This window comes from Dolichospermum heterosporum TAC447 (genome assembly GCF_024584745.1).
Lineage (GTDB): Bacteria > Cyanobacteriota > Cyanobacteriia > Cyanobacteriales > Nostocaceae > Dolichospermum > Dolichospermum heterosporum.
On record NZ_CP099464.1, the window covers coordinates 2,338,065 to 2,362,746 of the forward strand.

General features: G+C 40.5%; 33 protein-coding genes and 1 pseudogene. 16 read left to right on the forward strand and 18 right to left on the reverse strand.

The genetic code is table 11. The features are described from left to right. Positions 1–95 precede the first annotated feature (95 nt). A complete protein-coding gene (locus tag NG743_RS10370; RefSeq protein ID WP_027402743.1) occupies positions 96–1,358 on the forward strand; it encodes an HhoA/HhoB/HtrA family serine endopeptidase in 1,263 nt (420 codons plus the stop codon). Positions 1,359–1,943: 585 nt separating this feature from the next. On the opposite strand, the gene NG743_RS10375 is transcribed toward NG743_RS10370, so the two are convergent. Then, on the reverse strand, positions 1,944–2,057 hold the full coding sequence (locus tag NG743_RS10375) for a SpoVT/AbrB-like protein (protein WP_201769148.1): 114 nt from the start codon (positions 2,055–2,057) through the stop codon (positions 1,944–1,946). 203 nt (positions 2,058–2,260) lie between these two features. Between NG743_RS10375 and def the strand changes: the two genes are divergently transcribed. Further along, the gene (def, locus tag NG743_RS10380) at positions 2,261–2,794 is read left to right on the forward strand and encodes a peptide deformylase (RefSeq protein WP_257122142.1); all 534 of its coding nucleotides are present in this window, start codon (positions 2,261–2,263) and stop codon (positions 2,792–2,794) included. 50 nt (positions 2,795–2,844) lie between these two features. On the opposite strand, the gene NG743_RS10385 is transcribed toward def, so the two are convergent. Next, entirely contained in the window at positions 2,845–3,750 is a 906-nt protein-coding gene (locus tag NG743_RS10385) for a CoB--CoM heterodisulfide reductase iron-sulfur subunit B family protein (protein WP_027402745.1), read from the reverse strand. Positions 3,751–3,976: 226 nt separating this feature from the next. Here NG743_RS10385 and acpP point away from each other — a divergent pair, with 226 nt between their 5' ends. The 3 genes from acpP (at position 3,977) to tkt (ending at position 8,281) form a co-directional block, all read left to right on the forward strand. Beyond that, a complete protein-coding gene (acpP, locus tag NG743_RS10390; RefSeq protein WP_257121953.1) occupies positions 3,977–4,231 on the forward strand; it encodes an acyl carrier protein in 255 nt (84 codons plus the stop codon). 241 nt (positions 4,232–4,472) lie between these two features. After that, entirely contained in the window at positions 4,473–5,726 is a 1,254-nt protein-coding gene (gene fabF / locus NG743_RS10395) for a beta-ketoacyl-ACP synthase II (protein ID WP_027402747.1), read from the forward strand. A 542-nt stretch (positions 5,727–6,268) separates the two neighbouring features. Next, positions 6,269–8,281, forward strand: coding sequence for a transketolase (gene tkt, locus NG743_RS10400; RefSeq protein WP_257121954.1), 2,013 nt, complete (start codon positions 6,269–6,271; stop codon positions 8,279–8,281). Positions 8,282–8,501: 220 nt separating this feature from the next. Here the strand turns inward: tkt and pdxA are convergent, their stop codons facing one another. Then, entirely contained in the window at positions 8,502–9,560 is a 1,059-nt protein-coding gene (gene pdxA / locus NG743_RS10405; RefSeq protein WP_027402749.1) for a 4-hydroxythreonine-4-phosphate dehydrogenase PdxA, read from the reverse strand. Positions 9,561–9,773: 213 nt separating this feature from the next. On the opposite strand from pdxA, the gene petM reads away from it, so the two are divergent. From petM to NG743_RS10420, 3 genes are all read left to right on the forward strand, one after another. After that, complete coding sequence (petM, locus tag NG743_RS10410; protein WP_071992831.1) at positions 9,774–9,878, forward strand: cytochrome b6-f complex subunit PetM; 105 nt, start codon at positions 9,774–9,776, stop codon at positions 9,876–9,878. A gap of 361 nt (positions 9,879–10,239) precedes the next feature. Continuing rightward, positions 10,240–11,241 (forward strand): SDR family oxidoreductase, encoded by a 1,002-nt coding sequence (locus tag NG743_RS10415; protein ID WP_027402750.1) that lies wholly within the window; start codon positions 10,240–10,242, stop codon positions 11,239–11,241. An 83-nt stretch (positions 11,242–11,324) separates the two neighbouring features. Then, on the forward strand, positions 11,325–12,242 hold the full coding sequence (locus NG743_RS10420) for an NAD(+) kinase (RefSeq protein ID WP_257121955.1): 918 nt from the start codon (positions 11,325–11,327) through the stop codon (positions 12,240–12,242). A 216-nt stretch (positions 12,243–12,458) separates the two neighbouring features. Here the strand turns inward: NG743_RS10420 and NG743_RS10425 are convergent, their stop codons facing one another. From NG743_RS10425 to NG743_RS10465, 9 genes and pseudogenes are all read right to left on the reverse strand, one after another. Further along, positions 12,459–12,626 carry a hypothetical protein gene (locus tag NG743_RS10425; RefSeq protein ID WP_168465365.1) on the reverse strand — a complete coding sequence of 56 codons (168 nt, stop codon included), beginning with the start codon at positions 12,624–12,626 and terminating at the stop codon, positions 12,459–12,461. Between the two features lie 292 nt (positions 12,627–12,918). Beyond that, positions 12,919–13,461, reverse strand: a complete 543-nt coding sequence (locus NG743_RS10430; protein ID WP_027402752.1) for a hypothetical protein — start codon at positions 13,459–13,461, stop codon at positions 12,919–12,921. Between the two features lie 215 nt (positions 13,462–13,676). Continuing rightward, positions 13,677–14,324, reverse strand: a complete 648-nt coding sequence (locus NG743_RS10435; protein WP_027402753.1) for an alpha-ketoglutarate-dependent dioxygenase AlkB family protein — start codon at positions 14,322–14,324, stop codon at positions 13,677–13,679. Between the two features lie 7 nt (positions 14,325–14,331). Next, positions 14,332–14,457: pseudogene (locus NG743_RS10440) on the reverse strand (Uma2 family endonuclease); the annotation flags it as partial. Positions 14,458–14,584: 127 nt separating this feature from the next. Beyond that, positions 14,585–14,992, reverse strand: coding sequence for a type II toxin-antitoxin system VapC family toxin (locus tag NG743_RS10445; RefSeq protein WP_257121956.1), 408 nt, complete (start codon positions 14,990–14,992; stop codon positions 14,585–14,587). A 9-nt stretch (positions 14,993–15,001) separates the two neighbouring features. Beyond that, positions 15,002–15,295 (reverse strand): hypothetical protein, encoded by a 294-nt coding sequence (locus NG743_RS10450; RefSeq protein WP_027402755.1) that lies wholly within the window; start codon positions 15,293–15,295, stop codon positions 15,002–15,004. Between the two features lie 262 nt (positions 15,296–15,557). Further along, complete coding sequence (locus NG743_RS10455) at positions 15,558–15,773, reverse strand: hypothetical protein (RefSeq protein ID WP_027402756.1); 216 nt, start codon at positions 15,771–15,773, stop codon at positions 15,558–15,560. After that, entirely contained in the window at positions 15,770–16,060 is a 291-nt protein-coding gene (locus NG743_RS10460; protein ID WP_027402757.1) for a BrnT family toxin, read from the reverse strand. Before NG743_RS10460 ends, NG743_RS10455 begins: the two co-directional genes overlap by 4 nt. A 1,186-nt stretch (positions 16,061–17,246) precedes the next feature. Continuing rightward, the gene (locus tag NG743_RS10465) at positions 17,247–17,450 is read right to left on the reverse strand and encodes a type II toxin-antitoxin system HicB family antitoxin (protein WP_027402758.1); all 204 of its coding nucleotides are present in this window, start codon (positions 17,448–17,450) and stop codon (positions 17,247–17,249) included. A 365-nt stretch (positions 17,451–17,815) separates the two neighbouring features. Between NG743_RS10465 and NG743_RS10470 the strand changes: the two genes are divergently transcribed. The 4 genes from NG743_RS10470 to NG743_RS10485 all read left to right on the forward strand — a co-directional run bounded on the left by NG743_RS10470 (position 17,816) and on the right by NG743_RS10485 (position 19,661). Continuing rightward, a complete protein-coding gene (locus NG743_RS10470) occupies positions 17,816–18,082 on the forward strand; it encodes a hypothetical protein (protein ID WP_035082477.1) in 267 nt (88 codons plus the stop codon). Further along, a complete protein-coding gene (locus NG743_RS10475; protein WP_027402759.1) occupies positions 18,066–18,449 on the forward strand; it encodes a type II toxin-antitoxin system VapC family toxin in 384 nt (127 codons plus the stop codon). Before NG743_RS10470 ends, NG743_RS10475 begins: the two co-directional genes overlap by 17 nt. A 571-nt stretch (positions 18,450–19,020) precedes the next feature. Further along, on the forward strand, positions 19,021–19,236 hold the full coding sequence (locus NG743_RS10480; protein ID WP_027402760.1) for a hypothetical protein: 216 nt from the start codon (positions 19,021–19,023) through the stop codon (positions 19,234–19,236). Further along, a complete protein-coding gene (locus tag NG743_RS10485; protein WP_027402761.1) occupies positions 19,233–19,661 on the forward strand; it encodes a type II toxin-antitoxin system VapC family toxin in 429 nt (142 codons plus the stop codon). The genes NG743_RS10480 and NG743_RS10485 overlap by 4 nt, the downstream gene beginning before the upstream one ends. Positions 19,662–19,789: 128 nt before the next feature. On the opposite strand, the gene NG743_RS10490 is transcribed toward NG743_RS10485, so the two are convergent. Continuing rightward, positions 19,790–20,074, reverse strand: a complete 285-nt coding sequence (locus NG743_RS10490; protein WP_193963319.1) for a type II toxin-antitoxin system RelE/ParE family toxin — start codon at positions 20,072–20,074, stop codon at positions 19,790–19,792. Further along, positions 20,074–20,310, reverse strand: a complete 237-nt coding sequence (locus NG743_RS10495; RefSeq protein WP_201769149.1) for a hypothetical protein — start codon at positions 20,308–20,310, stop codon at positions 20,074–20,076. The genes NG743_RS10490 and NG743_RS10495 overlap by 1 nt, the downstream gene beginning before the upstream one ends. A 332-nt stretch (positions 20,311–20,642) precedes the next feature. Here NG743_RS10495 and NG743_RS10500 point away from each other — a divergent pair, with 332 nt between their 5' ends. From NG743_RS10500 to NG743_RS10515, 4 genes are all read left to right on the forward strand, one after another. After that, a complete protein-coding gene (locus NG743_RS10500; RefSeq protein WP_027402764.1) occupies positions 20,643–20,918 on the forward strand; it encodes a hypothetical protein in 276 nt (91 codons plus the stop codon). After that, positions 20,897–21,316 (forward strand): type II toxin-antitoxin system VapC family toxin, encoded by a 420-nt coding sequence (locus NG743_RS10505; protein WP_027402765.1) that lies wholly within the window; start codon positions 20,897–20,899, stop codon positions 21,314–21,316. The genes NG743_RS10500 and NG743_RS10505 overlap by 22 nt, the downstream gene beginning before the upstream one ends. A gap of 318 nt (positions 21,317–21,634) precedes the next feature. Continuing rightward, on the forward strand, positions 21,635–21,883 hold the full coding sequence (locus tag NG743_RS10510) for a hypothetical protein (protein ID WP_015078629.1): 249 nt from the start codon (positions 21,635–21,637) through the stop codon (positions 21,881–21,883). After that, a complete protein-coding gene (locus NG743_RS10515; RefSeq protein WP_015078630.1) occupies positions 21,883–22,299 on the forward strand; it encodes a type II toxin-antitoxin system VapC family toxin in 417 nt (138 codons plus the stop codon). Before NG743_RS10510 ends, NG743_RS10515 begins: the two co-directional genes overlap by 1 nt. Before the next feature lie 220 nt (positions 22,300–22,519). Here NG743_RS10515 and NG743_RS10520 read toward each other — a convergent pair whose 3' ends face one another. The 4 genes from NG743_RS10520 to NG743_RS10535 form a co-directional block, all read right to left on the reverse strand. Next, a complete protein-coding gene (locus NG743_RS10520) occupies positions 22,520–22,939 on the reverse strand; it encodes a pepsin/retropepsin-like aspartic protease family protein (RefSeq protein ID WP_027402766.1) in 420 nt (139 codons plus the stop codon). A gap of 1 nt (position 22,940) precedes the next feature. Further along, the gene (locus NG743_RS10525) at positions 22,941–23,192 is read right to left on the reverse strand and encodes a hypothetical protein (RefSeq protein ID WP_027402767.1); all 252 of its coding nucleotides are present in this window, start codon (positions 23,190–23,192) and stop codon (positions 22,941–22,943) included. A 573-nt stretch (positions 23,193–23,765) separates the two neighbouring features. Next, positions 23,766–24,029, reverse strand: a complete 264-nt coding sequence (locus tag NG743_RS10530) for a PIN domain-containing protein (RefSeq protein ID WP_236630590.1) — start codon at positions 24,027–24,029, stop codon at positions 23,766–23,768. A gap of 121 nt (positions 24,030–24,150) precedes the next feature. Continuing rightward, on the reverse strand, positions 24,151–24,444 hold the full coding sequence (locus tag NG743_RS10535) for a hypothetical protein (protein WP_027402769.1): 294 nt from the start codon (positions 24,442–24,444) through the stop codon (positions 24,151–24,153). Positions 24,445–24,682: the final 238 nt, after the last annotated feature.

Sequence of the window (24,682 nt, forward strand, 5' to 3'; positions counted from 1 at the left end):
ATTTGTAATTACCCCTGTGTCATCTATAATCATTCTGATAAAAACCTGGTAGCTAATATTCTAGCACCTACTAACGAATACGGAGCAATAATCACATGATAAAAATTAATAATCATAACTTAGCAGCGCAGAATATTAATACTAGATTTTTAGGGCAAAATTGGGGAAATAAGGGTAAAAAATGGCTCGCAGTGTGTGGTGTAGCCGTGTTCATGCTGGGAGGTTGTACGAATCTCAAGAAAACCACCACAGAAATCGAACCTAGCAATGCACAACCCCAAAAAACTACTGTACCCACCACAGAAATTGCTCCTCCCGCGATTTTTTCCTCTTCTGGAGATCCTAACTTTGTTGTCAAAGTAGTACAAAAGGTGGGAGATGCAGTTGTTCGCATTGATTCAACTAGAACCGTCACAACTCAAGCTCCAGACGAATTCTCCGATCCTTTTTTTCGCGGATTTTTTAATAGAATCCCCACACAACCTAGAGAACGAGTAGAAAGAGGTAGCGGTTCGGGATTTATCATTAATTCATCTGGGCAAATTTTAACTAATTCTCATGTTGTAGACGGTGCTGATTTAGTTACAGTTACCCTCAAAGACGGCAGAACTTTTAAAGGTAAAGTATTAGGTGAAGATGCGGTAACAGATGTGGCAGTAATTCAAATTGATGCCAGTAATTTACCCAGTCTAGCTTTAGGTAAATCTGATACTTTACAACCAGGAGAAGCAGTTATTGCTATTGGTAATCCTTTAGGTTTAAATAATACTGTTACCTCTGGAATTATCAGTGCCACAGATCGTTCTAGTAGTGATATTGGCGCTAGTGATAAGCGTGTTGATTATCTGCAAACTGATGCAGCAATTAATCCTGGTAATTCTGGTGGACCATTACTAAATGCTCGTGGTGAAGTGATTGGGATGAATACAGCAATTATTCAAGGCGCTCAAGGTTTGGGATTTGCTATTCCTATTAATACCGCCCAAAAAATTGCCGAAGAACTAATTGCTAAAGGTAGAGTTGATCATCCCTATTTAGGCATACAAATGGTAACATTAACGCCAGAAATTAAGGAAAAAATCATTGCTCGATTTGGAGAGAAAATAAATTTATCTGCAAATCAAGGGATTCTATTAGTGAGGATTGTTCCTAACTCACCCGCAGCCACTGCTGGATTACGTCCAGGAGATGTGATCAAAAGTATGAATAATCAACCCGTTTTGAAAGTTGATGAGGTGCAAAGAATAGTAGAAAATAGTCAAGTTGGTATTCCTTTACAAGTGCAAGTAGAGCGTAATGGCAAAATTTCTGAATTCTTAGTTAAACCTGCACCTTTACCAATTAACAAAGAAAATTGATATTTAGTCAGTTGTCCCGGATTTCCTGCCCAGATTCTCAAAACTGATAAAACTTGGCGTTGCTAATAGCCCAGATGGCGATCGCCATATTATAAGGGGTAGAAGCGGAAATGCCGAAATTTTTATCCTCAAAACGGTGGTTTTTAGGACATGGACTCTTATAAAATCACGAAAAACCTAGATTTGTAGGGGTAAAGCAAGAGCTTCATTGGTGTCAACTTAGGTTACAGATGGCTTATTTGTTTGGCTTCCACACCCGCCAGGGAATAAATTCCCTGTCTCATAGCTCAAGTCCGTTAAAACGGACTAATGAATTTTCCTAGTATTTAGTCATCTTTTAGATGACTTTCGCTATTAGCAAGGAACTTGAGTTCCTTGCGGGATGAAGATTTTGCGTTAAGTTGACACCATTAAGCTTTTGCTTTACCCCTACCCGCAGAATCAAATAATTAAGCCGTGTTGAGTATAAGTAATTGGACAAAAATATTTACAGTCATTGCGAGCGAAGGGAAGCAATCACAACCCTTGGAATTGCTTCATTTCACGTCGTTCCATTAGTGTCGAGTAAGTAAGAATAAGACATTTTTACAGTTCAATATCATCTAGGGGTAATAATCCTTCATCAACATTGGGAAAATCTTCTTCAATATCATCTAAGGTGGCAAAAATTTCCAGGAGGGATTTTTTCTGATAGGGCATTCATGACGGTGCGAGGTAGAAGGCGACGCAATCGGAGGGCGATCGCACATTATCAATGGTATAATTACCATCACTTCAAAAAGCGGTGATCTATTTAAATTGAAATAAAACTGTCTGATAGCGAAGCGTGGCGCAAGCCATATCAGGATGTCCAGAATTAAAGGATGAACAGGATGGAAACAGAAAAATATAGAGATGTAAAAATGAATGAATTAGCACCAATCATTAAATTAGGTAATCCGATATTACGACAAAAAGCTGCTGCGGTTGAGAATATTCAAAGTCAAGAAATTCAAACCCTGATTGATGAATTAATTACCTCAGTTGCTCAAGCTAATGGGGTGGGAATTGCTGCACCACAAATAGCAGCATCCTACCGTTTATTTATCGTCGCTTCCCGTCCTAATGCTAGATATCCCCATGCGCCAGAAATGCAACCAACAGCAGTGATCAATCCCCGAATTGTTGCCAATTCTTTAGAAGTGGTTAAAGATTGGGAAGGTTGTTTAAGTGTTCCTGGAATTAGGGGTTTAGTTCCTAGATATCAAACAATTGAAGTTGAATATACAGACCGTTATGGCAATTTACAAAAACAAGAATTAACTGATTTTATTGCCCGAATTTTTCAACATGAGTATGATCATCTCGAAGGATTAGTATTTTTAGATCGGGTAGAAAACAATCAGGATTTAATTAGTGAGGAAGAATATCAGAAATCTGTAATGGGTAATGGGTAATGGGTAATGGGTAATGGGAAGAAAAATATTATTCCCTTCCCACAATTTCATCAAAATCCTAATTTTTCTAAGATGGGTTTTGTGGATACTATATGTCGTTCTAAACCAAGTTCTTTGGGACTGACACCTAAAGCTAAAGCAATCAATTGGGGTAGGTGTAAGATTGGTAAACCTAATTTTTGACCAATTACTTTTTCCACTTCTGGTTGACGAGAATCTAAATTCAAATGACACAGCGGACATGGTGTGACAATACAATCAGCCCCATTGGCTAAAGCTTCTTGAATATGATTTCCGGCCATTTGGAAAGATTCGGTTGTCGCGTAGCTGGATAAAGGCCAACCACAGCATTGAGTTCTGCCACGATAATATACAGGTGTAGCCCCTACAGCCCGAAATACATTTTCCATTGCTTCGGGTTGAAAAGGATCATCATAGGGCATGGATTTTTGAGCGCGGAGTAGATAACAACCATAGAAAGCTGCACATTTTAATCCACTTAATTTTTTGGTGACTCGCTGGGTAATTTCTTCTAAACCATAATCTGCGACTAAAGCATAAAGAAGATGTTTAACTTCTGTACTCCCCCGATAGGGTGAACAGCCTTCTTTTTCTAATAAACCATTAACTTTGTGGAGATAGTCGGGATTTGTTGATTGGCATTCTTTTAACCGTTCATCAACATGACCGATTACACCCTGGCAAGTGCTGCAATGGGTGAGTAACGGGAGATTTAATGATTCTGCTAAGGCGATATTTCTGGCGTTAACTGTGTCTTCTAAGAGTTGAGAATCTTCTTTAAATGTCCCTGAACCACAGCAAGAGGCTTTTTTCAGTTCAACCAGTTCAATACCCAAGGCTTGGGTGAGAGATTGGGTTGACATATACAGTTCTCGACAAGCTCCTTGAGCTACACAGCCTGGATAATAAGCGTATTTTAGCGTTTTAGATAGCATAGAATTATATTAGGTTTAATGTTTTAGATGTGATGGGTATTTATTGGGAGTTAATTGGGTTATTCAACTCTCTATCTCTGATTTTCAGGATCTCCTTAATCTTTAATCCCCAGTTTTAATGATAGAACCTATACTCAGGTTCACTCTTTCCGATAAGATGTATATGCCCAAAAAAAACTTTGTTCATTTAGAGCAAATCATAGCAACTTGTTAAGGACTTTTATTTATGAGCCAAGCAGATATTTTTGAAAAGGTTAAAGCAATTATCGTTGAGCAACTTAGTGTAGAAGATGAGGCTAAGGTTACACTACAAGCCAGTTTTGTTGATGATTTAGGGGCTGATTCCCTAGATACAGTTGAATTGGTAATGGCTTTGGAAGAAGAATTTGATATCGAAATTCCTGATGAAGCGGCTGAAAAAATTCTCACTGTTCAACACGTTATAGATTATATAAATAATCACGTTGCTGCATCTGCATAGACAAATTTTAATTCAGTATTGGCGGGTTTAAATGGACACTTTAAGAGTATATTAATTAACTGGATAAACCCGCCCGTACATGAGTGTTGAGTGTCTAAGCTATAAGTTTGACTTCAAAAAAAAGCACTAAAAGTTCATAATATTGAGCAAACAGTATACTCTTGGACTTTGGATACTTAACTCGGAACTCAGCACTCCTTATTGTCCAATCTGCTGCTTTTTCGCCATATTTAATGTAATCATGACAGACTATAAACGTAACCGCGTTGTTGTAACAGGTGTGGGCGCGGTTACACCTATTGGTAACACATCTTCTGAATATTGGGAAGGATTATTAAGCGGACGCAATGGAATTGACTATATCACTGCTTTTGATGCGTCTAAACATAGTTGCCGCATTGCGGGTGAAGTTAAAAACTTTGATCCAGAGAGTTATTTAGAACGCAAAGAAGCCAAGCGGATGGATCGGTTTGCCCAATTGGGTGTATCGGCAGCTATTCAAGCTGTAGCAGATGCGGGTTTGGTGATTAATGATCTCAATGCAGAACAAGTTGGTGTGATCATCGGTTCGGGTATTGGTGGAATTAAGGTATTAGAAGACCAACAAACCACTTACTTGAATCGCGGACCGGATCGTTGTAGTCCCTTCATGATTCCCATGATGATTGCCAACATGGCAGCAGGATTAACGGCAATTCATACGGGTGCAAAAGGTCCAAATTCCTGTTCTGTAACGGCTTGTGCTGCTGGTTCTAATTCTATCGGCGATGCTTTTCGTCAAATTCAAGGCGGATATGCCCAGGCGATGATTTGCGGTGGCTGTGAGGCGGCAGTTACACCTTTGTCGGTGGCGGGGTTTGCGGCTGCTCGCGCTTTATCAACTCGCAATGATGATCCAGCCCATGCTTGTCGTCCGTTTGATCGGGATCGGGATGGCTTTGTTATGGGTGAGGGGGCAGGAATTTTAATTCTTGAAGAATTGGAACACGCCATTAGTCGTGGTGCAAAGATTTATGGGGAAATTGTCGGTTACGGGATGACCTGTGATGCTTATCACATGACTTCGCCTGTTCCCGGTGGTTTAGGTGCGGCTAGAGCAATTGAATTAGCTTTAAAAGATGGGGCGCTGACACCGGAAATGGTTAGTTATATCAATGCTCATGGAACTAGTACACAAGCTAATGATGTGAATGAAACTGCTGCTATTAAGAAAGCTTTGGGGGAGTATGCTTATAAGGTGGCGATTAGTTCGACTAAATCCATGACAGGACATTTGTTAGGTGGTTCTGGTGGGATTGAAGCTGTAGCGACAATTTTGGCGATCGCTCATAACAAAATTCCCCCCACCATCAATATCGAAAATCTTGATCCTGAATGTGACCTAGATTATGTTCCCCATACTAGCCGTGATCAGGTAGTCGAGGTGGCTTTATCTAATTCTTTTGGCTTTGGTGGTCATAATGTTACCCTGGCATTCAAGAAATTTACTCTCTAGTGATTTGCAAATAAAAAATATCCTATCGCTGTTAGGGCAGGGGCAGGGGGCAGGGGGAGTTGGGGGAGTTGGGGGAGTTGGGGGAGTTGGGGGAGTTGGGGGAGTTGGGGGAGTAGGGGGAGTTGGGGGAGTAGGGGGAGTTGGGGGAGTTGGGGGAGTTGGGGGAGTTGGGGAGAAATTTCTTCCTTCTGAACTCCTGATAGCGCAGCGTGGCGTTAGCCATACTCCTGAATGGGCGCAGGCCCTGCGCCCCTACTTCCTGAACTCCTACTGTAATTTTGTTACTGGTTGGCTTTTTAGAAGTGAACCTGTGGCAAGTATGATAGAGATCATCCTTTGCTGAACCGTTAGTATGGCTTATGCCACGCTTTGGGAACAGCAAGATCAAATTATTGGCTTTATTCATCACCAAAAACTCACAATATCCCCCTTGTCCATTGACAATTAGGAATGGGATGATGAGAAAAGTGGGATCACTTGATAATGAACCCAACCAGAACAAGCTAAAAAGAGTCCTAACCCGTCGTTAACAATAAGAGATTATGGCTGTTGCAACCCAATCCATCCAAGAACTTTGTATTAATTCGATCCGCTTTTTGGCTGTAGATGCCATAGAAAAATCTAAATCGGGACACCCTGGACTACCTATGGGCGCGGCTCCAATGGCTTTTGTGCTTTGGGATAGCTTCATGCGCTATAACCCCAAAAATCCTCAGTGGTTCAACCGCGATCGCTTTGTTTTATCCGCTGGTCATGGTTCAATGTTGCAGTATGCCCTACTGTACTTAACCGGCTACGATAGCGTTACCATAGACGACATCAAGCAATTTCGTCAATGGGGTGCTAAGACCCCAGGACACCCCGAAAATTTTGTTACAGCCGGTGTAGAAGTTACCACAGGTCCTTTAGGTCAAGGAATCGCCAATGCAGTGGGTTTAGCAGTAGCAGAAGCACACCTAGCTGCTAAGTTCAATAAACCAGATGCCAAGATAGTTGATCATTATACTTATGTAATTCTGGGTGATGGTTGCAACATGGAAGGGATTTCCGGTGAAGCTGCTTCCATTGCTGGACACTGGGGATTAGGTAAACTGATTGCTCTTTATGACGACAACCACATCTCCATTGATGGTTCTACAGATGTAGCTTTCACTGAAGACGTTTCCAAACGGTTTGAATCCTACGGTTGGCAAGTTCTCCACGTTAAAGACGGTAACACCGATTTAGCCGGAATTGCCAAAGCGATTGAAGCTGCAAAAGCCGTCACCGATAAACCCACCATGATTAAGGTGACAACCACCATTGGTTATGGTTCTCCTAACAAACAAGATACCGCTGGTATTCACGGTGCGGCTTTGGGTCCTGAAGAAACCATCGCTACCCGCAAAAACTTAGGTTGGGAATATGATGCCTTTGTAGTTCCTGAAGATGCTCTAAATCATGCTCGCAAGGCTGTTGAACGCGGTGCCGGTTACGAATCTGAATGGAACACAGTTTATGCTGGTTACAAAGCTAAATACCCCCAAGAAGCGGCGGAATTTGACCGTTTCATTAGCGGCAAATTACCAGACGGTTGGGACAAAGTATTACCTACCTACACAACCGAAGACAAAGCATTACCCACCCGCAAACATTCAGAAAACTGCCTCAACAAACTCGGGGCTGTTTTACCAGAATTAATTGGTGGTTCTGCTGACTTAACCCACTCCAACCTCACCGAACTCAAAGGTGCTGGAGACTTCCAAAAAGGACATTTTGCCAACCGCAACATCCACTTTGGTGTGCGGGAACACGCAATGGGTGCAATCTGTAATGGTATGGCGTTGCACAACTCAGGTTTGATTCCTTACGGTGCAACCTTCCTGATCTTTACAGATTATATGCGGGCTGCTATTCGTTTGGCTGCGCTCTCTGAAGCTGGTTCAATTTGGGTCATGACTCACGACTCCATTGGTCAAGGTGAAGATGGTCCTACTCACCAACCGATTGAAACCCTTGCTTCTTTGCGTGCCATTCCTGATTTAACCGTAATTCGTCCTGCTGACGGAAATGAAACCTCAGGTGGTTACAAAGTCGCAATTGAGAAGTCTAAAGCACACGCTTCCACTTTATTGGCGTTCACTCGTCAAAACGTTCCTAACTTGGCAGGTACATCCATTGCAGGTGTCGCTAAGGGTGGATATACAATTGTTGACTGCCAAGGTACACCAGATATCATTTTGATTGGTACTGGTTCAGAAGTCAGCCTCTGTGTAAGTGCAGCAGAAAAATTAACTGCGGTCGGTACGAAGGTTCGTGTAGTTTCTATGCCTTCTTCTACCTTGTTCGATACACAGGATGCAGCTTACAAAGAATCTGTTCTACCAAAAGCTGTTACTAAGCGTCTATCCGTAGAAGCTGCTAGTAGCTTCGGCTGGCACAAATATACAGGTAGTGAAGGTGACACCGTAAGTATTGATACTTTTGGTGCTTCTGCTCCTGGTGGTATTTGTTTGGAGAAGTTTGGCTTCACTGTTGATAATGTTTTAGCTAAAGCCAAAGCATTGTTAGGTTAAACAGTATAAGCCTCTCACCTACCCGATAGGGAGGTGATGAGATGAATACGCGTAAGTGACGAATTGCCCCTAGGGCATAGGGCTTTAAAGCTCGGTTAATGTCTTCATAGAAGAGTCGCCGAGAAGCCCACACTCACCTATTCGCGCAAGCGTGCCGCAAGGCATAAGGGAGTGTGTGGAGTATGTCACGTTAATCTTCACGGAATATTTTTTAATTTTGTTAGGTGGGCTGAATAGGCTCACCTTTTCTATTTTCCTTTGACACTCCCGCCAAATTAATCGCTGCTTTCATACTTGTTGCGTCAGCAATGCCTTTGCCTGCAATATCAAAAGCTGTACCATGATCCGGAGAAGTCCGCACAAACGGTAAACCAATGGTAGTATTGACAGCCCGATCAAAAGCCATCAACTTCACGGGAATTAATCCTTGGTCGTGATAAAGTGCCAAGTAAGCATCAGCGGGATTTTTAACTGAAGAATTACCATACCAAGCCATACCTGGTTTTACCCACATTGTATCTGGGGGGATGGGTCCTTCTAGCTGTAAATGGGGGCGTTTTTGGCGTTCTGACTCCAGCCAGGGAATTAACCAATCTATTTCTTCTGTTCCTAGTTGTCCCATTTCACCGCTGTGGGGATTTAACCCGGCGATCGCAATTCTCCCATTTTTAATCCCCAAATCATTTTCCAAATACTCCACTAGCAAATCTAATTTCTGTGTCAACAACTGGGGTGTTAATGCCTCGGCTACTTGACGTAAAGGAATATGTGTGGTAGCAAGTAAAGTGCGAAGAGTCCAACCAGTAAAAGGCGATCGCCCCACAAACAACATCCCAAAACGCTCCACACCAGCCCTTGCGGCTAAAAGTTCCGTTTGTCCTGGATAATTGTAACCAGCAGCCTTCCAAGCAGATTTAGCGATAGGTCCGGTAACAATTCCATCAAACTCACCCGCCAAAGTTTGAGATATGGCATATTCCATATAAGCAAAACTAGCCGCACCACTAGCCGTATTCCCCACACCAATAATAATTTCACCAGCACTAGGCACATCAACTACAGACAAATTAGCAGGATTTACCAAAGCGAGGGAATTATCAATATTTTTACTGATATTTTCATAAACTTGAGTTAATAAAATTTTATTCCCCACCACCACCACATCACAATTCTGAGTAACTTCAGGATCAGCCAAAGCCTTCAAAACTACCTCAGAACCAATACCCGCCGGATCTCCCACTGTCAGCACCAAACGCGGACGTTTATCTTGATTAATCATGATCTTGTATCCCTGCCCATCGTCGTCTATCCCCGAATATCATCCCTAAATTGGTTTAGAATTATTGATAGAGGTTTAATCTCAATAATTCTGATAGACCCAGTTTATCTGAATCCTCAAAGTTGAAAATAAGATTTGAGCCTTCAAATCAAATTCAGCGGTCTGAAAAACAAGAAACATAAATCAACAATCCACAAAGGAGCATTACAGCAAATGGGCAGCGAAATATTAAATGCAGCTATGCTATCTTTCGGTCTAATCCTCGTAGGTTGGGCAATCGGTGCTTTGTTACTCAAAATTCAAGGCGCAGAAGAGTAGAACAGCAGCAGGGGATACAGGGGAAGTAGGGGAAGTAGGGGAAGTAGGGGAAGTAGGGGACACAGGGGAAGTAGGGGAAGTAGGGGACACAGGGGAAGTAGGGGAAGTAGGGGAAGTAGGGGAAGTAGGGGAAGTAGGGGAAGTAGGGGAAGTAGGGGAAGTAGGGGAAGAAGTAGGGAAGTAGGGGAAGTAGGGGAAGAAAAATTAATTCTTCATCCTGACTCGGTGACTCCTGACTCGGTGACTTCTGACTCGGTGACTCCTGACTCCTAATTTTTTATTAAAATGATGTAAATTTTTATTTACATAACTAATTCTGTTAAGATTCTTCTCATAAACATTAAGATATATAACCAACCCCATGACATTATTAATAGTTGGTGCAACTGGCACTCTGGGAAGACAAGTAGCCCGTCGCGCAATTGATGAAGGATACAAAGTCCGCTGTCTCGTTCGGAGTCCTAAAAAAGCTGCTTTTTTGAAAGAATGGGGTGCAGAACTGGTACGAGGAAACTTGTGCAATCCGCAAACCCTGACGGAAGCATTGACGGGAGTAACAGCAGTTATTGATGCCGCTACGTCCCGCGCTACAGATTCTCTAACTATTAAAGAGGTAGATTGGGATGGAAAAGTAGCATTAATTCAAGCAGCCAAAGCCGCTGGTGTAGAAAGATTCATCTTCTTTTCAATTCTCGATGCTGATAAATATCCCAATGTACCGCTGATGGAAATTAAGGGATGTACAGAAGCATACTTGGTAGAATCCGGTTTAAACTACACAATTTTACGTTTAGCTGGATTTATGCAAGGATTGATTGGTCAATACGGCATACCTATTTTAGAAAAACAACCAGTATGGGTGACAGGAACATCCTCACCCATTGGCTACATGGATACTCAAGATATTGCTAAATTTGCAGTGCGGGCTTTGACAGTACCAGAAACAGAAAAGCAAGCTTTCCCAGTCGTGGGAACTCGTGCTTGGAGTGCCGAGGAAATTATTAATCTTTGCGAGCGCTTATCTGATAGAGACGCAAAAGTTACACGAATGCCCATCGGATTATTACGGGCTGTACGGAATTTACTGCGCTGCTTTCAATGGGGATGGAATGTTGCTGATAGACTAGCTTTTACAGAAGTTTTAGCTAGTGGTAAAGCTCTGAATGCAGAAAATATGGACGAAGTATATACTATTTTTGGTTTAGACAAACAGCAAACCACCACACTGGAAGTATATCTACAAGAATATTTCAGCCGGATTATGAACAAGCTGAAACAGTTAGATTACGAGAAAGCTAAAAGCAAAAAGCTCAAAAGTAAAAAGGCTCCCTTTAAAGAATCTTCCAAAGCCAATAGTCAATAAATATGAGACTTATGGTTTCATTAGTCCAAAATGTGTAACTATGAGATACATAAAAAACAGCCCTTAGACTTGGATATTTGAGTGTGCCGAAAGCAGGCATTATCTATAACGACGTTAAACCGATAGCGAGTAGTGTCGCTATTGAACTAAAAGACAAACTTACCGCTGCTGGTTGGGATGTTTACATCACAGCTAGTATCGGTGGGATATTGGGCTATTCTCAACCAGATAGTCCTGTCTTTCACACCCCCATTGAAGGTCTTACGCCCCCTGGCTTTGACTCAGATATGAAATTTGCTGTGGTGTTAGGAGGTGATGGAACTGTATTAGCAGCATCACGCCTGGTAGCCCCCTCTGGTATCCCCATGCTGACAGTAAATACTGGTCACATGGGATTTTTGACGGAAATCTATCTTAACCAATTGCCCCAAGCCTTAGAACAGGCAATGGCGGGTGCATATCAGGTTGAAGATAGAGCTATGCTCACCGTTAAAGTTATGCGGGGAGATACGGTGAAGTGGGAAGCCCTCTGTTTAAATGAAATGGTGCTACATCGAGAACCTTTAACTTGTATGTGCCATTTTGAAATTGCGGTGGGACGACATTCACCTGTGGATATTGCTGCTGATGGAATTATTGTTTCTACTCCAACTGGTTCAACGGCTTATTCTTTAAGCGCAGGTGGTCCAGTAATTACTCCCGGTGTGCCTGTATTGCAGTTAGTACCTATTTGTCCTCATTCTCTGGCTTCTAGGGCTTTGGTGTTTCCCGATAGCGAACCGATTAATATCTATCCTGTGAACATTCCCCGGTTGGTGATGGTGGTAGATGGCAATGGTGGATGTTATATTTGCTGTGAGGATCGGGTATATTTAGAGCGATCGCCCTATAGCGCCCGATTTATTCGTCTCCAGTCACCGGAATTTTTCCGTGTTCTTAGGGAAAAACTTGGTTGGGGTTTACCGCATATTGCTAAACCTAATTCTGTAGAATTGCCTTAATTGTTGGTGGTTAGCTAGTATAATATTGAGCGGTTATCACCAACTGCTACCCAGCAACGCTTTTAACTACAGCAGAACCATGAAAACTCAATAGGGTAGGTAAATTATGGTTCAAGCCTTATTTAAAACCAAAGCAGCAACCTTTGAAGAGTTCGTAGAGTGGAAACCAAAGGGGTAGAAACAGCTTGATAATTTCTACCCATAACTATCCATATATTACTGTTTGTCCAAGTCTTCAAGAAGTTGATCAACAAAATCCCTCAACCGTTGCTGCCAATCAGGGACGGTTTTAATTTTTTCCCTGACTCCAGGTAAAACCTTAAATTGCAAGGGTGATTTATCGGAGGCTACTTGATTTTGTGGTTTAAATTTAATCCGAGGCATTGCCAAATCTTAATATATCTGATATACTAGATATCATAGCACAACATTGAAGGTCGAATCAATGCTTTTATCATTCAAAACCGCATTAATTCCAAATAACGGACAGGTTACAGCTTTTCGTAAAGCATAGGTGGTTCAAAAAAACATCAAAACAACCACGATTCAAGAAAAAAGGACAACACGATTCTTTCTATTTAGAATCAGGAACTAAGGCGAAACCAGCGATTAAAAATGATGGTAAAAGAATTAAATTACCCCTGTTACATTGTGTGTGATAATACTTCAACCCAACCTACGGCAGAGCGGTCATACTATTAGTAATAGTCCAAATATCCACTAAAAGCAATAATAAAGTACAACCAAATAAAATAATATACATCCAAGGTTGTGAGAAAGGGTTAACATCGTGAGTATTAATATTAGTTTTTTCTTGAACAATCTTGAGTAACCGAGATAAACCAGCTATACGCATGGGTAATAAATAACCTTTACCATCATGACTGACAAAATAATATACTAATCCACCTTGACCTGTAGTACGTGGTTTCAAATCTTTAACATCCGACCAAAGCAAAGACCAACCAGGAAGGAAAAAGCGTGGTATCCACACTGGATAAGTGACTTGAATTTTTTCCTCATCTGTTATAACTCTTTCAGAAAGTACAGCATATAAAATCACAAAACCGGCGATAATTCCTACGATTAACAATGATGGAGAAACAGAGGCAGAAGTAACTTTAGCCAAAATAGGTAAAGGAACTGTTAAAGCTATATATAATGTTAATAATGTGATGCGAATGATGGGGGATAGGCGAAAAATAGAATTTGTCGTCATGGTAGTTATTGAAAATGAAGTTAGCTATATTTATAGTAACTGATTTTATTTTATTTTATTTTTGTGCTTTCAATTCTTACAGGTTTTGGCTGATGGTGTCTCAAAATAGGTGCATAGCTAAAACTGTTCCCTGTTCCCTACCTTCACAGACAACTTATTCAGCGTAAAATATACTCGTATAGTTTTTCCATCAAATTGATGCACCTTGAGTTAAATTAGTGAATAATTCTAAATGTTAAATTGATTCGTGGTTGAATTTCTTTAACTGTTTTAGCAATTTGGTGTTGCCAAAAATGCTGAGTTTCACCTTGCATTAATAGCAAGCTACCACTGGTTAAATCAATATCAATCTTATGAGTTTTGAAATGCTTATGTCGTAAAGAAAAACGACGATTTGCACCAAAACTAACAGAAGCAATAATGGGATTTTTCCCTAATTCTGGTTCATCATCACTATGCCAGGAAACACTATCTTTACCATCACGATATAAATTGATAAGAACACTATTAAAACTAACTTGTGCAATTTTCTCAATTTCAGATTTAATTAATTTTAATGTAGGATTCCAAGGTTCTGGATGTTGTTCTATGCCAGAATAAGTGTAAGATTTTCCTTCATCTCCATGCCACGCTGTCAATCTTGGTATAGGCATTTGCTTACCAAAAAATTGGATTATTTCTTGTTTCCAGTTAACACTGGAATATAAATCTGAAAAAAGTTGATTACTTTCTTTGGTGCTAAAAAAATTCAGATATAATATTACTTCTCCATCAGTAGAAATAATTGTTTTTTTGTTAACCTGATTTTCTACTTTCATATTATTATCTGGTAAATAATCCCAAAGACTGATTTGATTATACATGATTTGATTAAATCTCCGTAATTATACATTTAGTTAAAACATCTTCCCCCGAAACTGTAGCAGGAGAATCCAAAACCTCAACCTCCTTTCCTTGTCTATAAATCTCCACTTGACGAGATTTCCGATTAATTAATTCTTATTTATATTATATTGTTCAATAAATTAATTTTTTAATACTCATTACCAAACAGCGATTCCTGCGGAGCGGTTGCGCGATCGCATTAACCCTAATTTTAAGCGATCGTTCTTATTTATGACCTTCATAATGGGGATGAAGGGATAATAAGCCGTAAATTGGGAATATCCAAGAAGTCTTTGATGTTGTGAGTAACTAGCGGTAAGTCATAGCGTAAAGCTGTTGCAGCAATCCAAGCATCTTGTGGAGATATTGGTCGTCCTGCGCTTTGTCGCTTGGCACGAATATACGCCCATTCTCGACAAAGTGATTGATCAACTGGAATAATTAAGTAGTTAGATAGGTATTGTTCTAGTTGTGTGAAACGGCGATCGCCCCATTGACGCAAAATTGCCCAATGAAACAGTTCAGCTACGGTCATGAATGACATTGCTAATTGTTGACCAGTTAAATATGGTAAGTAAGGGTCGGCATAATCACTACCTTTGAAGATGAAAGAAGCGATATCAGTATCAATGAGGTAAAAACTCATGGTGTTTGGTTAGATCACTTCTTGGCGTTGTTGTCGTAGGAAAATGAGAAAATCTTCGATGGAGTCTTCTTCAGGCCAAAAGTCAGCAGCGAGATGTTTGAGGTTATGTACGGTGGTAGGGGTCTGTGTGGCGAGTAGTTCTTTGAGCGTGGTATCTTGCCAAAACTGATGACTGAGATTTTTAAGATCGGTTTGAGACTGTGAGGATGAATTGCTTTGGGTAAAGATTTGCAATAGTTGTTGACGTTCTGTAGATGATAACTGTTGGATAGCAGCGATCGCATTTTCGAGTCGTGAAGTCATAGTGCGGTTTTGTGGTTGTATGATTCTATTTTATTTAAACTCAAGGGCGATCGCACACAACCCCCTGAATTTTAAACGAACTGCTTGCAGCAGTGCTAGTTCCCTCCAGGACGCTCCGTGAACGCTATCGCACCCCAACATCCCCAAATAGCGATTGCGCGATCGCACACAACCACCCTAATTTTAGATGATCGCAATTCCAACTTATTCCTAAACAGCGATTCCTAGGTCGCGCTTCGCTATCGCCGATGGAAATACAGATTTAATTGTTGCTTTCTATCAACGATAACCTACGTTTATTTTCCATACATTCACGCAAATAAAGATTAATTAAATTCAAATAAGAAATACCTGTTTCTTGAGCTATTTCTTCAAAGTATTGAATTATATCCTTTTCTAAATCAATTGTAATTTGTTCTTTTAACTGTTGAGAATAGGGATTTTTAACAGATTTAGAAAAATCATAATTTTCTCTCATAGGAACTCCTGATATTGTTTTTGTTCTAGTTTATTTGCTTTTCTTGCTGAAATAATCCGAATTGTTGTATCATTTTCTCGATAACAATGACAAACAACTAAAAGGCGATAATAAACACTGATTCCTAATAAAATAAATCTATCTTCATCTTGAGAATGATCGGGATCATAAATTAAACGAGCATTATCATCAATAAAGGCAGATTTTGCTTCTTTAAAAGAAATCCCATGTTTTTGAATATTACTCTCGGCTTTTTGTGAATCCCAAGTAAATTCCAACTTATTCATTATTATACTAAATTTTTAATTTGCATTCCTAAAATTTACATTATGATTATGCCACAAGTTATAGATTATTCAGGCGATTCCTAGGTCGCGCTTCGCTATCGCTCACAACTACCCCAATTTTAAACGATAGCACTCCAATATCCCCAAACAACGATCACCTACTCTTTACTATCGCCTATTTTTGATCCTTGATTCAGGAGTGAACACAGATGAACGGGGATAAACGCGGATTTTTTGTCTGAATCAGGATGTCCAGGATTTGAGGATGTACAGGATGTAATTGCTCATTTGTTTGTTGGTGGTTAATGTTGTAATTGTCTGATAGCGTAGCGTTAGCCATATCAGAATAAACAAAATCATCCCCAAATTTTCACCAACAATTATTAAATAACATCCTGTAAATCCTTTAATCCTGGTTATCCTGATTCAGACAAAAAAATCATAACTGACCACAAACCAATTCTTGATTATTGATTTATCTGTAATTTTCCTACTTGAAGAAATAACGAACCACTCCAGACACAGAGGAAGAAGATTATCTTTGGGTTATAAGAGGTTGTTTGAAAAGTATCAGATAAAACCCATAATCTCCAAAAACCTAACCCCCCTACCCCCCTTCCCTACCCCTCCCTGACCCTCCCCTTGTAGGCTACGGTGTACACACAAGTAAGAAATTGTTTGTTGGTTGCCATAAAACCCCACCCCTAGCCCCTCCCCGCAAGCGAGGAGGGGGACTGGATTGAGAATACATCCTTTGTTATGGCTGAAAACCTAGTGTAAGGAAGGATGTGTGTACACCGTAGCCCCTTGTAGGGGAGGGAAGCGGAAAAACTTTTGTTAGTTGGAATGGGGTTTTTAAAGCCTCTCCCCGCACCTCTCCCTAACCCTCTCCTAAAAGGAGAGGGAAAAGGAATAACATTTAATACTGGAGAGGTTTACCAGAGGGGTCAATTTATACATTTAAAACTTTTCAAACATCCTCTAAGATCCCCGACTTCTTCTTTGATCATATCAATCAATTATTAGTTATGTTCAGAAATCGGGGATCTAGTTAGATCACTTCGCTATCCCTCACAACCACCCTAATTTTAAACGAACTGCTTGCAACCTTTCTGAGATATCAGTTCAAAGCCATGTTTACGTAATATGCGTTCAACATCATCAGCCTTCATTCTCCTGAGTCGAGTCATCCGAGCATAACCTCACGGATTACTGCTCCAGGAAGAAGTTGAATAGTATCGGGCTGTAAATAAAGCTCGATCGCTTCTCTTATATTATTAAGGGCTTCTTCTTGTGTAACACCGGCAGAGGTGCATCCAGGGAGTTCTGGACACCAAATTGCCCATTCGCTTGTTTCTGGATCAGGTTCAAGTATGACTCGCCACTTCATAGTTACTATAATATTTGTAGAATTAATCTCAATCATAGCAAACGGTTCTTCGTAGTATCCTGGCACTACAAGATTGGCGATTCCTAGGTCGCGCTGTACGCGATCGCACCCCAACATCCCCAAAACGCTATCGCTCACAACTACCCTAATTTTAAGCGATTCCTAGGTCGCGCTTCGCTATTGCTCACAACCACCCTAATTTTAAACGAACTGCTTGCAGCAGCACTAGTTCCCTCCGGGACGCACTCGCGTTCGCTATCGCCCTCCCTACATCCCCAAATAGCGATCTCTTTTTGTGATATTCTATAATTAGAAATGTACTTAATTAAACAGCAGCATTATATTATTGTAAGGATGACAAAATTATGCAAGCAATTAGGTTACAAAAAACTATAGAGAAAAATGGTGAAATCTCTTTTCAAAATTTACCTGTGGTAGAAGGACAAGAGGTAGAGGTAATTGTTTTATTATCCATTCTTCCTACAAGGAAAAAGGTATTAACTGCTCATGAATTACTTGATTCGAGCTTGATAGGTTTATGGGAAGAACGCGACGATATTACAGATAGCCTTGCTTACGCTCGTCAGTTGCGTGAACAGTCACAAAGGAGAGGTTATGATTCTCCTAGATAGTGATATTATGATTGACTTTCTTCGTAAATATCCACCTGCTATTAGTTGGTTAAGTTCTTTGGGAGAGGAAGAAATTGCTTTACCTGGTTATGTAGCGATGGAATTGATGCAAGGATGTAGGAATAAGTTGGAATTGCAGGAAATTCGCAAATTTATTGCTAATGTTGAAGTAATTTGGCCAACACCTGAAACTTGTGATCAAGCATTAGAAACATTTGCAGATTATAATCTCAGTCATAATCTTGGGTTAATTGATGCTTTAATCGGTCAAACATCAATTGCTTTCGGTTTACCATTACATACATTTAATGTGAAGCATTATGCTGTTATTCCAGGTTTAATAACAATACAACCATATAAAAGATAATTAGTGTATTTTTGCTATCGCTCACAACCACAATAATTTTAGGCGGTCGCTCTCCCAACTTATTCCTAAACAGCGATTCCTAGGTCGCGCTTCGCTATCGCTCACAACTACCCTAATTTTACACGAACTGCTTGCAGCAGCGCTTCGCTATCGCCCCCCAACATTCTCCAAACAGCGATTCCTAGGTCGCGCTTCGCTATCGCTCACAACTACCCTAATTTTAAGCGATTCCTAGGTCGCGCTTCGCTATCGCTCACAACTACCCTAATTCTAAATGATCGCCCTCCCAACATTCCCAAACAGCGAACTGCTTGCAGCAGCGCTTCGCTATCGCACTACTCCAATTTTAGACTATCGCACCCCAACATCCCCAAACAGCGAACTGCTTGCAGCAGCGCTAGTTCCCTCCGGGACGCACTCGCGAACGCTATCGCACACAACCCCTTAATTTTAAACGATTCCTAGGTCGCGCTTCGCTATCGCACCCCAACATCCCAAACAGCAGTGGTTGTCAAATCCTCTTGAAATCATTATGCTTCAGATAGAAACGAATGATTAACGGAAAACTCAAATGACAATCAATACATCTATAGAAGAACGGCTTTCAGCAGTAGAAATTGCACTTGCACAGTTACAAAAGCAAATTGTAGCTCCTCAACCAATGAATTGGCTAGAACAAATTACAGGTTCTTTTAAGAATGACTCAGCTTTTGAAGAACTGCTTGCTTATGGAAGAGTAATTCGTCAAGGTGATGAATCCATTCTGGAAACGCCAGAAGAATTATGAAATATTTATTAGATACAGATCACCTGAGCATTCTTCAACGACAAACAGGAAACGATTACAGCAATCTTTCAACGCGGATGAATCGCTATCCATTGTCAGATTTTGCTGTATCAACAGTGACATTTCACGAGCAGATGTTGGGTTGCCATGCTTATATTAATCGTGCGCGTAATTCTAATGACGTAGTCAAAGGGTATGAAATGATGACACTACTCCTTAACGATTTCAAGGTATTACCTTTAGTCTCATTTGACATGGGAGCAGCCCAGGCACTTAATCAATTACAATCACAACGTATTCAACTGGCCAAGATGGATGCGCGAATTGCTTCAATTGCCATCTTTCGTGGATTGGTTTTATTAACTCGCAATCATCAAGATTTTGGTAAGGTGACCGGATTATTACTCGAAGATTGGACAGTTTAAAACAGCGATCGCACTCCCAACTTATGCCTAAATAGCGATCGCTCACCACTACCCCAATTTTAAGCGATTCCTAGGTCGCGCTTCGCTATCGCACTCCCAACTTATTCCTAAACAGCGATCGCTCTCTTTTAGTAGACATCATCATGAGAACCTATATTTAAAAGAACCACTATTTCTTCACCAGTTTCATCGTCTTTTTCTATAGAGAAAATAATCCGACAGTCATATCCACAGAAGCAAGCACGCAAACCATCAAACTCACCTTTTAGCTGATGAGTAGCAAGGTTAGCAGCAAATAAATCTGTTTCCATTTGCTGTAATGTTTCCTCAATTCGTGCTTGTAAATTCTGATCATGTTTGATTAATTTTCGCAAAGATCGCTTGAAGCGAGAAGTAAGAACCAGTTTTCTCATTATGTTTCATTAGTATTTAAGTAAGTTCTTAACTCAGCGATCGCTTCAGTTGCGGTTTGAGGTTTAAGATTACCATTTCTAAATTCAGCTAGTGCTTCCTGTGATGAACTTGCTAATTCTTTTCGTCGCATATCAGCTATTCGACGTTGTAGGATACTAATTAGTAGTTCTTGTTGATCAAGTGGTAGATCAGTCACTAGATTGAGAACTTCTTCAAATGTGTTAATTTGTTGCATAAATGCTCTCAACTAAATTACTTTATTTATTTTAGTATTTCTCTTGTAGCTTTGCTAATAATGAAATATCGCACCCCAACATCCCCAAACAGCGAACTGCTTGCAGCAGCGCTAGTTCCCTCCGGGACGCACTCGCGTTCGCTATCGCTCACAACCCCCTAATTTTAAACGAACTGCTTGCAGCAGCGCTTCGCTATCGCTCACAAATACCCTAATTTTCGGCGATTCCTAGGTCGCGCTTCTTCATTAAGACACTAAGCAAATAATTAGTTAATAAAATTGCACTTATTTGTTATAATATTATTTGTGGTTAATAAGAGAGAAATTATCTTGTGAAATCTACATTTAACTGGAATCCAGAACAGACTTTACTCGAAAAACTGATCAATCTGGCTAGTAACCGTGGTCAATCACCGGAATCAATTATTAGTGAAGCTGTCAGATCATACCTGGAAATCCAATCACTAGAAACAGTTAATGATGCTGTATCTGATCCATTAATTGGCTTATTTGCAGCCACACCTGATTTAGCTATTAATTCCGAAGATATTCTCCAAAATGAAGTGACAGAGAAATCAGGTTGGACATGGAAAGAACCCCAGCAGTAGCTGATACTGGCTTTGTTGTCGCATTATTGAATCGTTTGGATACAATGCACAATAGTGTAACACCAGTATACACACAACAAAAACAAATTTTATTGCCACAAACAGTATTAGCAGAAGTGGCTTATTTAGTAGGACGTAATGCAGGTTCAGCAACATTAGTAGCTTTCTTAAAAGGACTATCTGCAAGTAGATTTATTTTAGTAGCTTTGACAGATCAAGATTTGGTGCTTGTTGCGGAAATTTTGGATGAATATGCAGATAGTCGGATTGATTTTGTAGATGCAAGTGTTATGGCTATAGCTGAACGTTTTGATATTAAAAGAATATTGACTTTAGATCAGCGAGATTTTAGATTATTTCGACCTCAGCATTGTGATTGTTTTGAGATTTTGCCTTGAAAGAAATAATAGTTAATATATAAGCGCGATTACTAGGTTGTGCTTCGCTATCGCTCACAACTACACCCATTTTAGGCGATCGCACCCCAACCACCCTAATTTTAGGCGATCGCACTCCCAACCAACATCCTAATCAGCGAACTGCTTGCAGCAGCGCTAGTTCCCTCCGGGACGCACTCGCGAACGCTATCGCTCACAACCCCCTAATTTTAAACGAACTGCTTGCAGCAGCGCTTCGCTATCGCACAAATAATTTGTAGAAGGTTTAAAAATTTGATATGATGTTGATGAAAACTGTTTAATTTTTGCAGAAAAACTATGTCTCAAGCAACTGATAAACCTATAATTCAAGAAAACACACTGTTAGATAAATTTAGAAATCTAACTATTGAACAACAACAAACTATCTTAGATTTTATGGAATTTATGCACAGTAAAAAAACAAAATCACAAGACAATCAAGAGGTTTCAGCTTATGATTTAGCTAAGGAATGGGCTGGATCTGTAGAAAGTGGGATTAGTGATTTATCTACTAATAAAAGGTATCTTCAAGGATTTGGTAAATAATGAAATCAGAAATTATTATAGATACTTCGCCTTTAGTGGCTTTTATTGATAAAAGTGATAATCTTCATAAATGGACAGTAGAAAAATGGAAAAATTTACGTCCCCCTTTATTTACTTGTGAAGCGGTTATTGCGGAATCTTGTTTTTTATTACAAAATGTTCATGGAGGAGAAAGTGCTATTTTATCTTTATTGGAAGCAGAAGTAATTAAAATACCTTTTAATTTAAGTGAAGAAGTAACAGTAATTAAGCAATTAATGAAACAATATCACTCCGTTCCTATGTCTTTAGCTGATGCTTGTTTAGTAAGAATGAGTGAATTAATTAGAGGAAGTAGTGTTTTCACTTTAGATAGTGATTTTAGGGTTTATCGTCAATATAAAAATAAGGTTATTCCTGTTATTATGCCTGAATAACATCATTGAATTGCACCACAGTCTCCTGATTCCTAGGTCGCGCTTCGCTATCGCACCCTAACATCCCCAAACAGCGAACTGCTTGCAGCAGCGCTTCGCTATCGCATACAACCCCAATTTTAAACTATCGCACCCCAACATCCCCAAACAGCGATCGCTTACAACTCCCCTAATTTTAGGCGAACTGACAAGTCAGCACTTACGCTATCGCTATCACACTTTATTTCTGGATCGGACAAACCTCAAAAGCCAATTCATGGCGATAAAAACATACATTAAATTCTGCAAAAAAGTTCATGTGACCTAAAATGACAGGTACATCTGTTGATTGAGTCCACGCAAAGGCAAGTAAAACAGGTGCAAAATTGGCTACTGTCCCAGTTAAAACTAGCCCTCGTGAGTCACTATGAGCGAGATTTCCACTAAGTGGAATTTGAACGGTTTGACTTTCCCAGACTGCTCCTAACTGTAATCCAATTTCGTAGGGTAAGACATTAACACTAGCGCCAGTGTCTAATAAAGCCATAACTTCTATGGAACTTTTTCCATTAGTCAAGATTAGCGGCAAGTATGGCAAAATACTAGAACGACCAGAACTGTCAGTGCGTTCTGTAAATAACAAGCGATGACCACCAAGCATTTTATACTCCCTGTGCCTCTAGCAAAAGCTGAGATAAGGCTTGAACAGCTTCATTATCTACTTGAGGTGACCATACAACTGCCTCAGTAACTGTTAGTTGATTCATCAGCATATTTTCATGATGCTCATTACTTGCGGTGTCTAGGCTACATCCTTCTTCTTTAGCTACTGCAAGCAAAAGAAAGTGTATAAGTCTGAGCTTATCTTGATGTGTTAGTTGACTAACAGTTGGTAGAAGTTCGCTAAGAGGCATATTAAACATCAGGTTTTGCTATCTGATTTGGATCATAGCATCTTCCTAAATCTGGCCACATTGAGTAGCTATTTAGATATCGCACACAACCAATTTTAAACTATCGCACCCCAACACCCCAAAACAGCGAACTGCTTGCAGCAGCGCTTCGCTATCGCTCCCAACCCCAATTTTAGAAGTCGCACTCCCAACACCCCAAACAGCGATCGCTCCCAACCCTAATTTTAAACGATTCCTAGGTCGCGCTTCGCTATCGCACCCTAACATCCCCAAACAGCGATTCCTAGGTCGCGCAACGCTTACGCTCACAACCACCCTAATTTTAAACGAACTGCTTGCAGCAGCGCTAGTTCCCTCCGGGACGCTCCGCGAACGCTATCGCACCCCAACATCCCCAAATAGCGATTCCTAGGTCGCGCAACGCTTACGCACACAACCACCCCAATTTTAAACGAACTGCTTGCAGCAGCGCTTCGCTATCTCTCTCCCAACATCCCCAAACAGCGAACTGACAAGTCAGCGCTTGCGCTTACAACCACCCTAATTTTAAGCGATCGTTCTTATTTATGACCTTCATAATGGGGATGAAGGGATAATAAGCCGTAAATTGGGAATATCCAAAAAGTCTTTGATGTTGTGAGTAACTAGCGGTAAGTCATAGCGTAAAGCTGTTGCAGCAATCCAAGCATCTTGTGGAGATATTGGTCGTCCTGCGCTTTGTCGCTTGGCACGAATATACGCCCATTCTCGACAAAGTGATTGATCAACTGGAATAATTAAGTAGTTAGATAGGTATTGTTCTAGTTGTGTGAAACAGCGATCGCTCCATTGACGCAAAATTGCCCACTGAAACAGTTCAGCTAGTTAAATATGGTAAGTAAGGGTCGGCATAATCACTACCTTTGAAGATGAAAGAAGCGATATCAGTATCAATGAGGTAAAAACTCATGGCGTTTGGTTAAATCACTTCTTGGCGTTGTTGTCGTAGGAAAATGAGAAAATCTTCGATGGAGTCTTCTTCCGGCCAAAAGTCAGCAGCAAGATGTTTGAGGTTATCTACGGTGATAGGGGTCTGTGTGGCGAGTAGTTCTTTGAGTGTGGTATCTTGCCAAAACTGATGACTGAGATTTTTAAGATCGGTTTGAGACTGTGAGGATGAATTGCTTTGGGTAAAGATTTGCAATAGTTGTTGACGTTCTGTAGATGATAGCTGTTGGATAGCAGCGATCGCATTTTCGAGTCGTGAAGTCATAGTACGGTTTTTTGGTTATATAATTCTATTTTATTTAAACTCAGGGGCGATAGCTCTCCCAACATCCCCAAACAGCGATTCCTACGGAGCGCTTCGCTATCGCTCACAACCCTAATTTTAAACGATCGCCTATTTTTCTTGATTCAGGGGTGAACGCAGATAAACGCAGATAAACGCGGATTTTTTGTCTGAATCAGGATGTCCAGGATTTGAGGATGTCCAGGATATAATTGCTCAT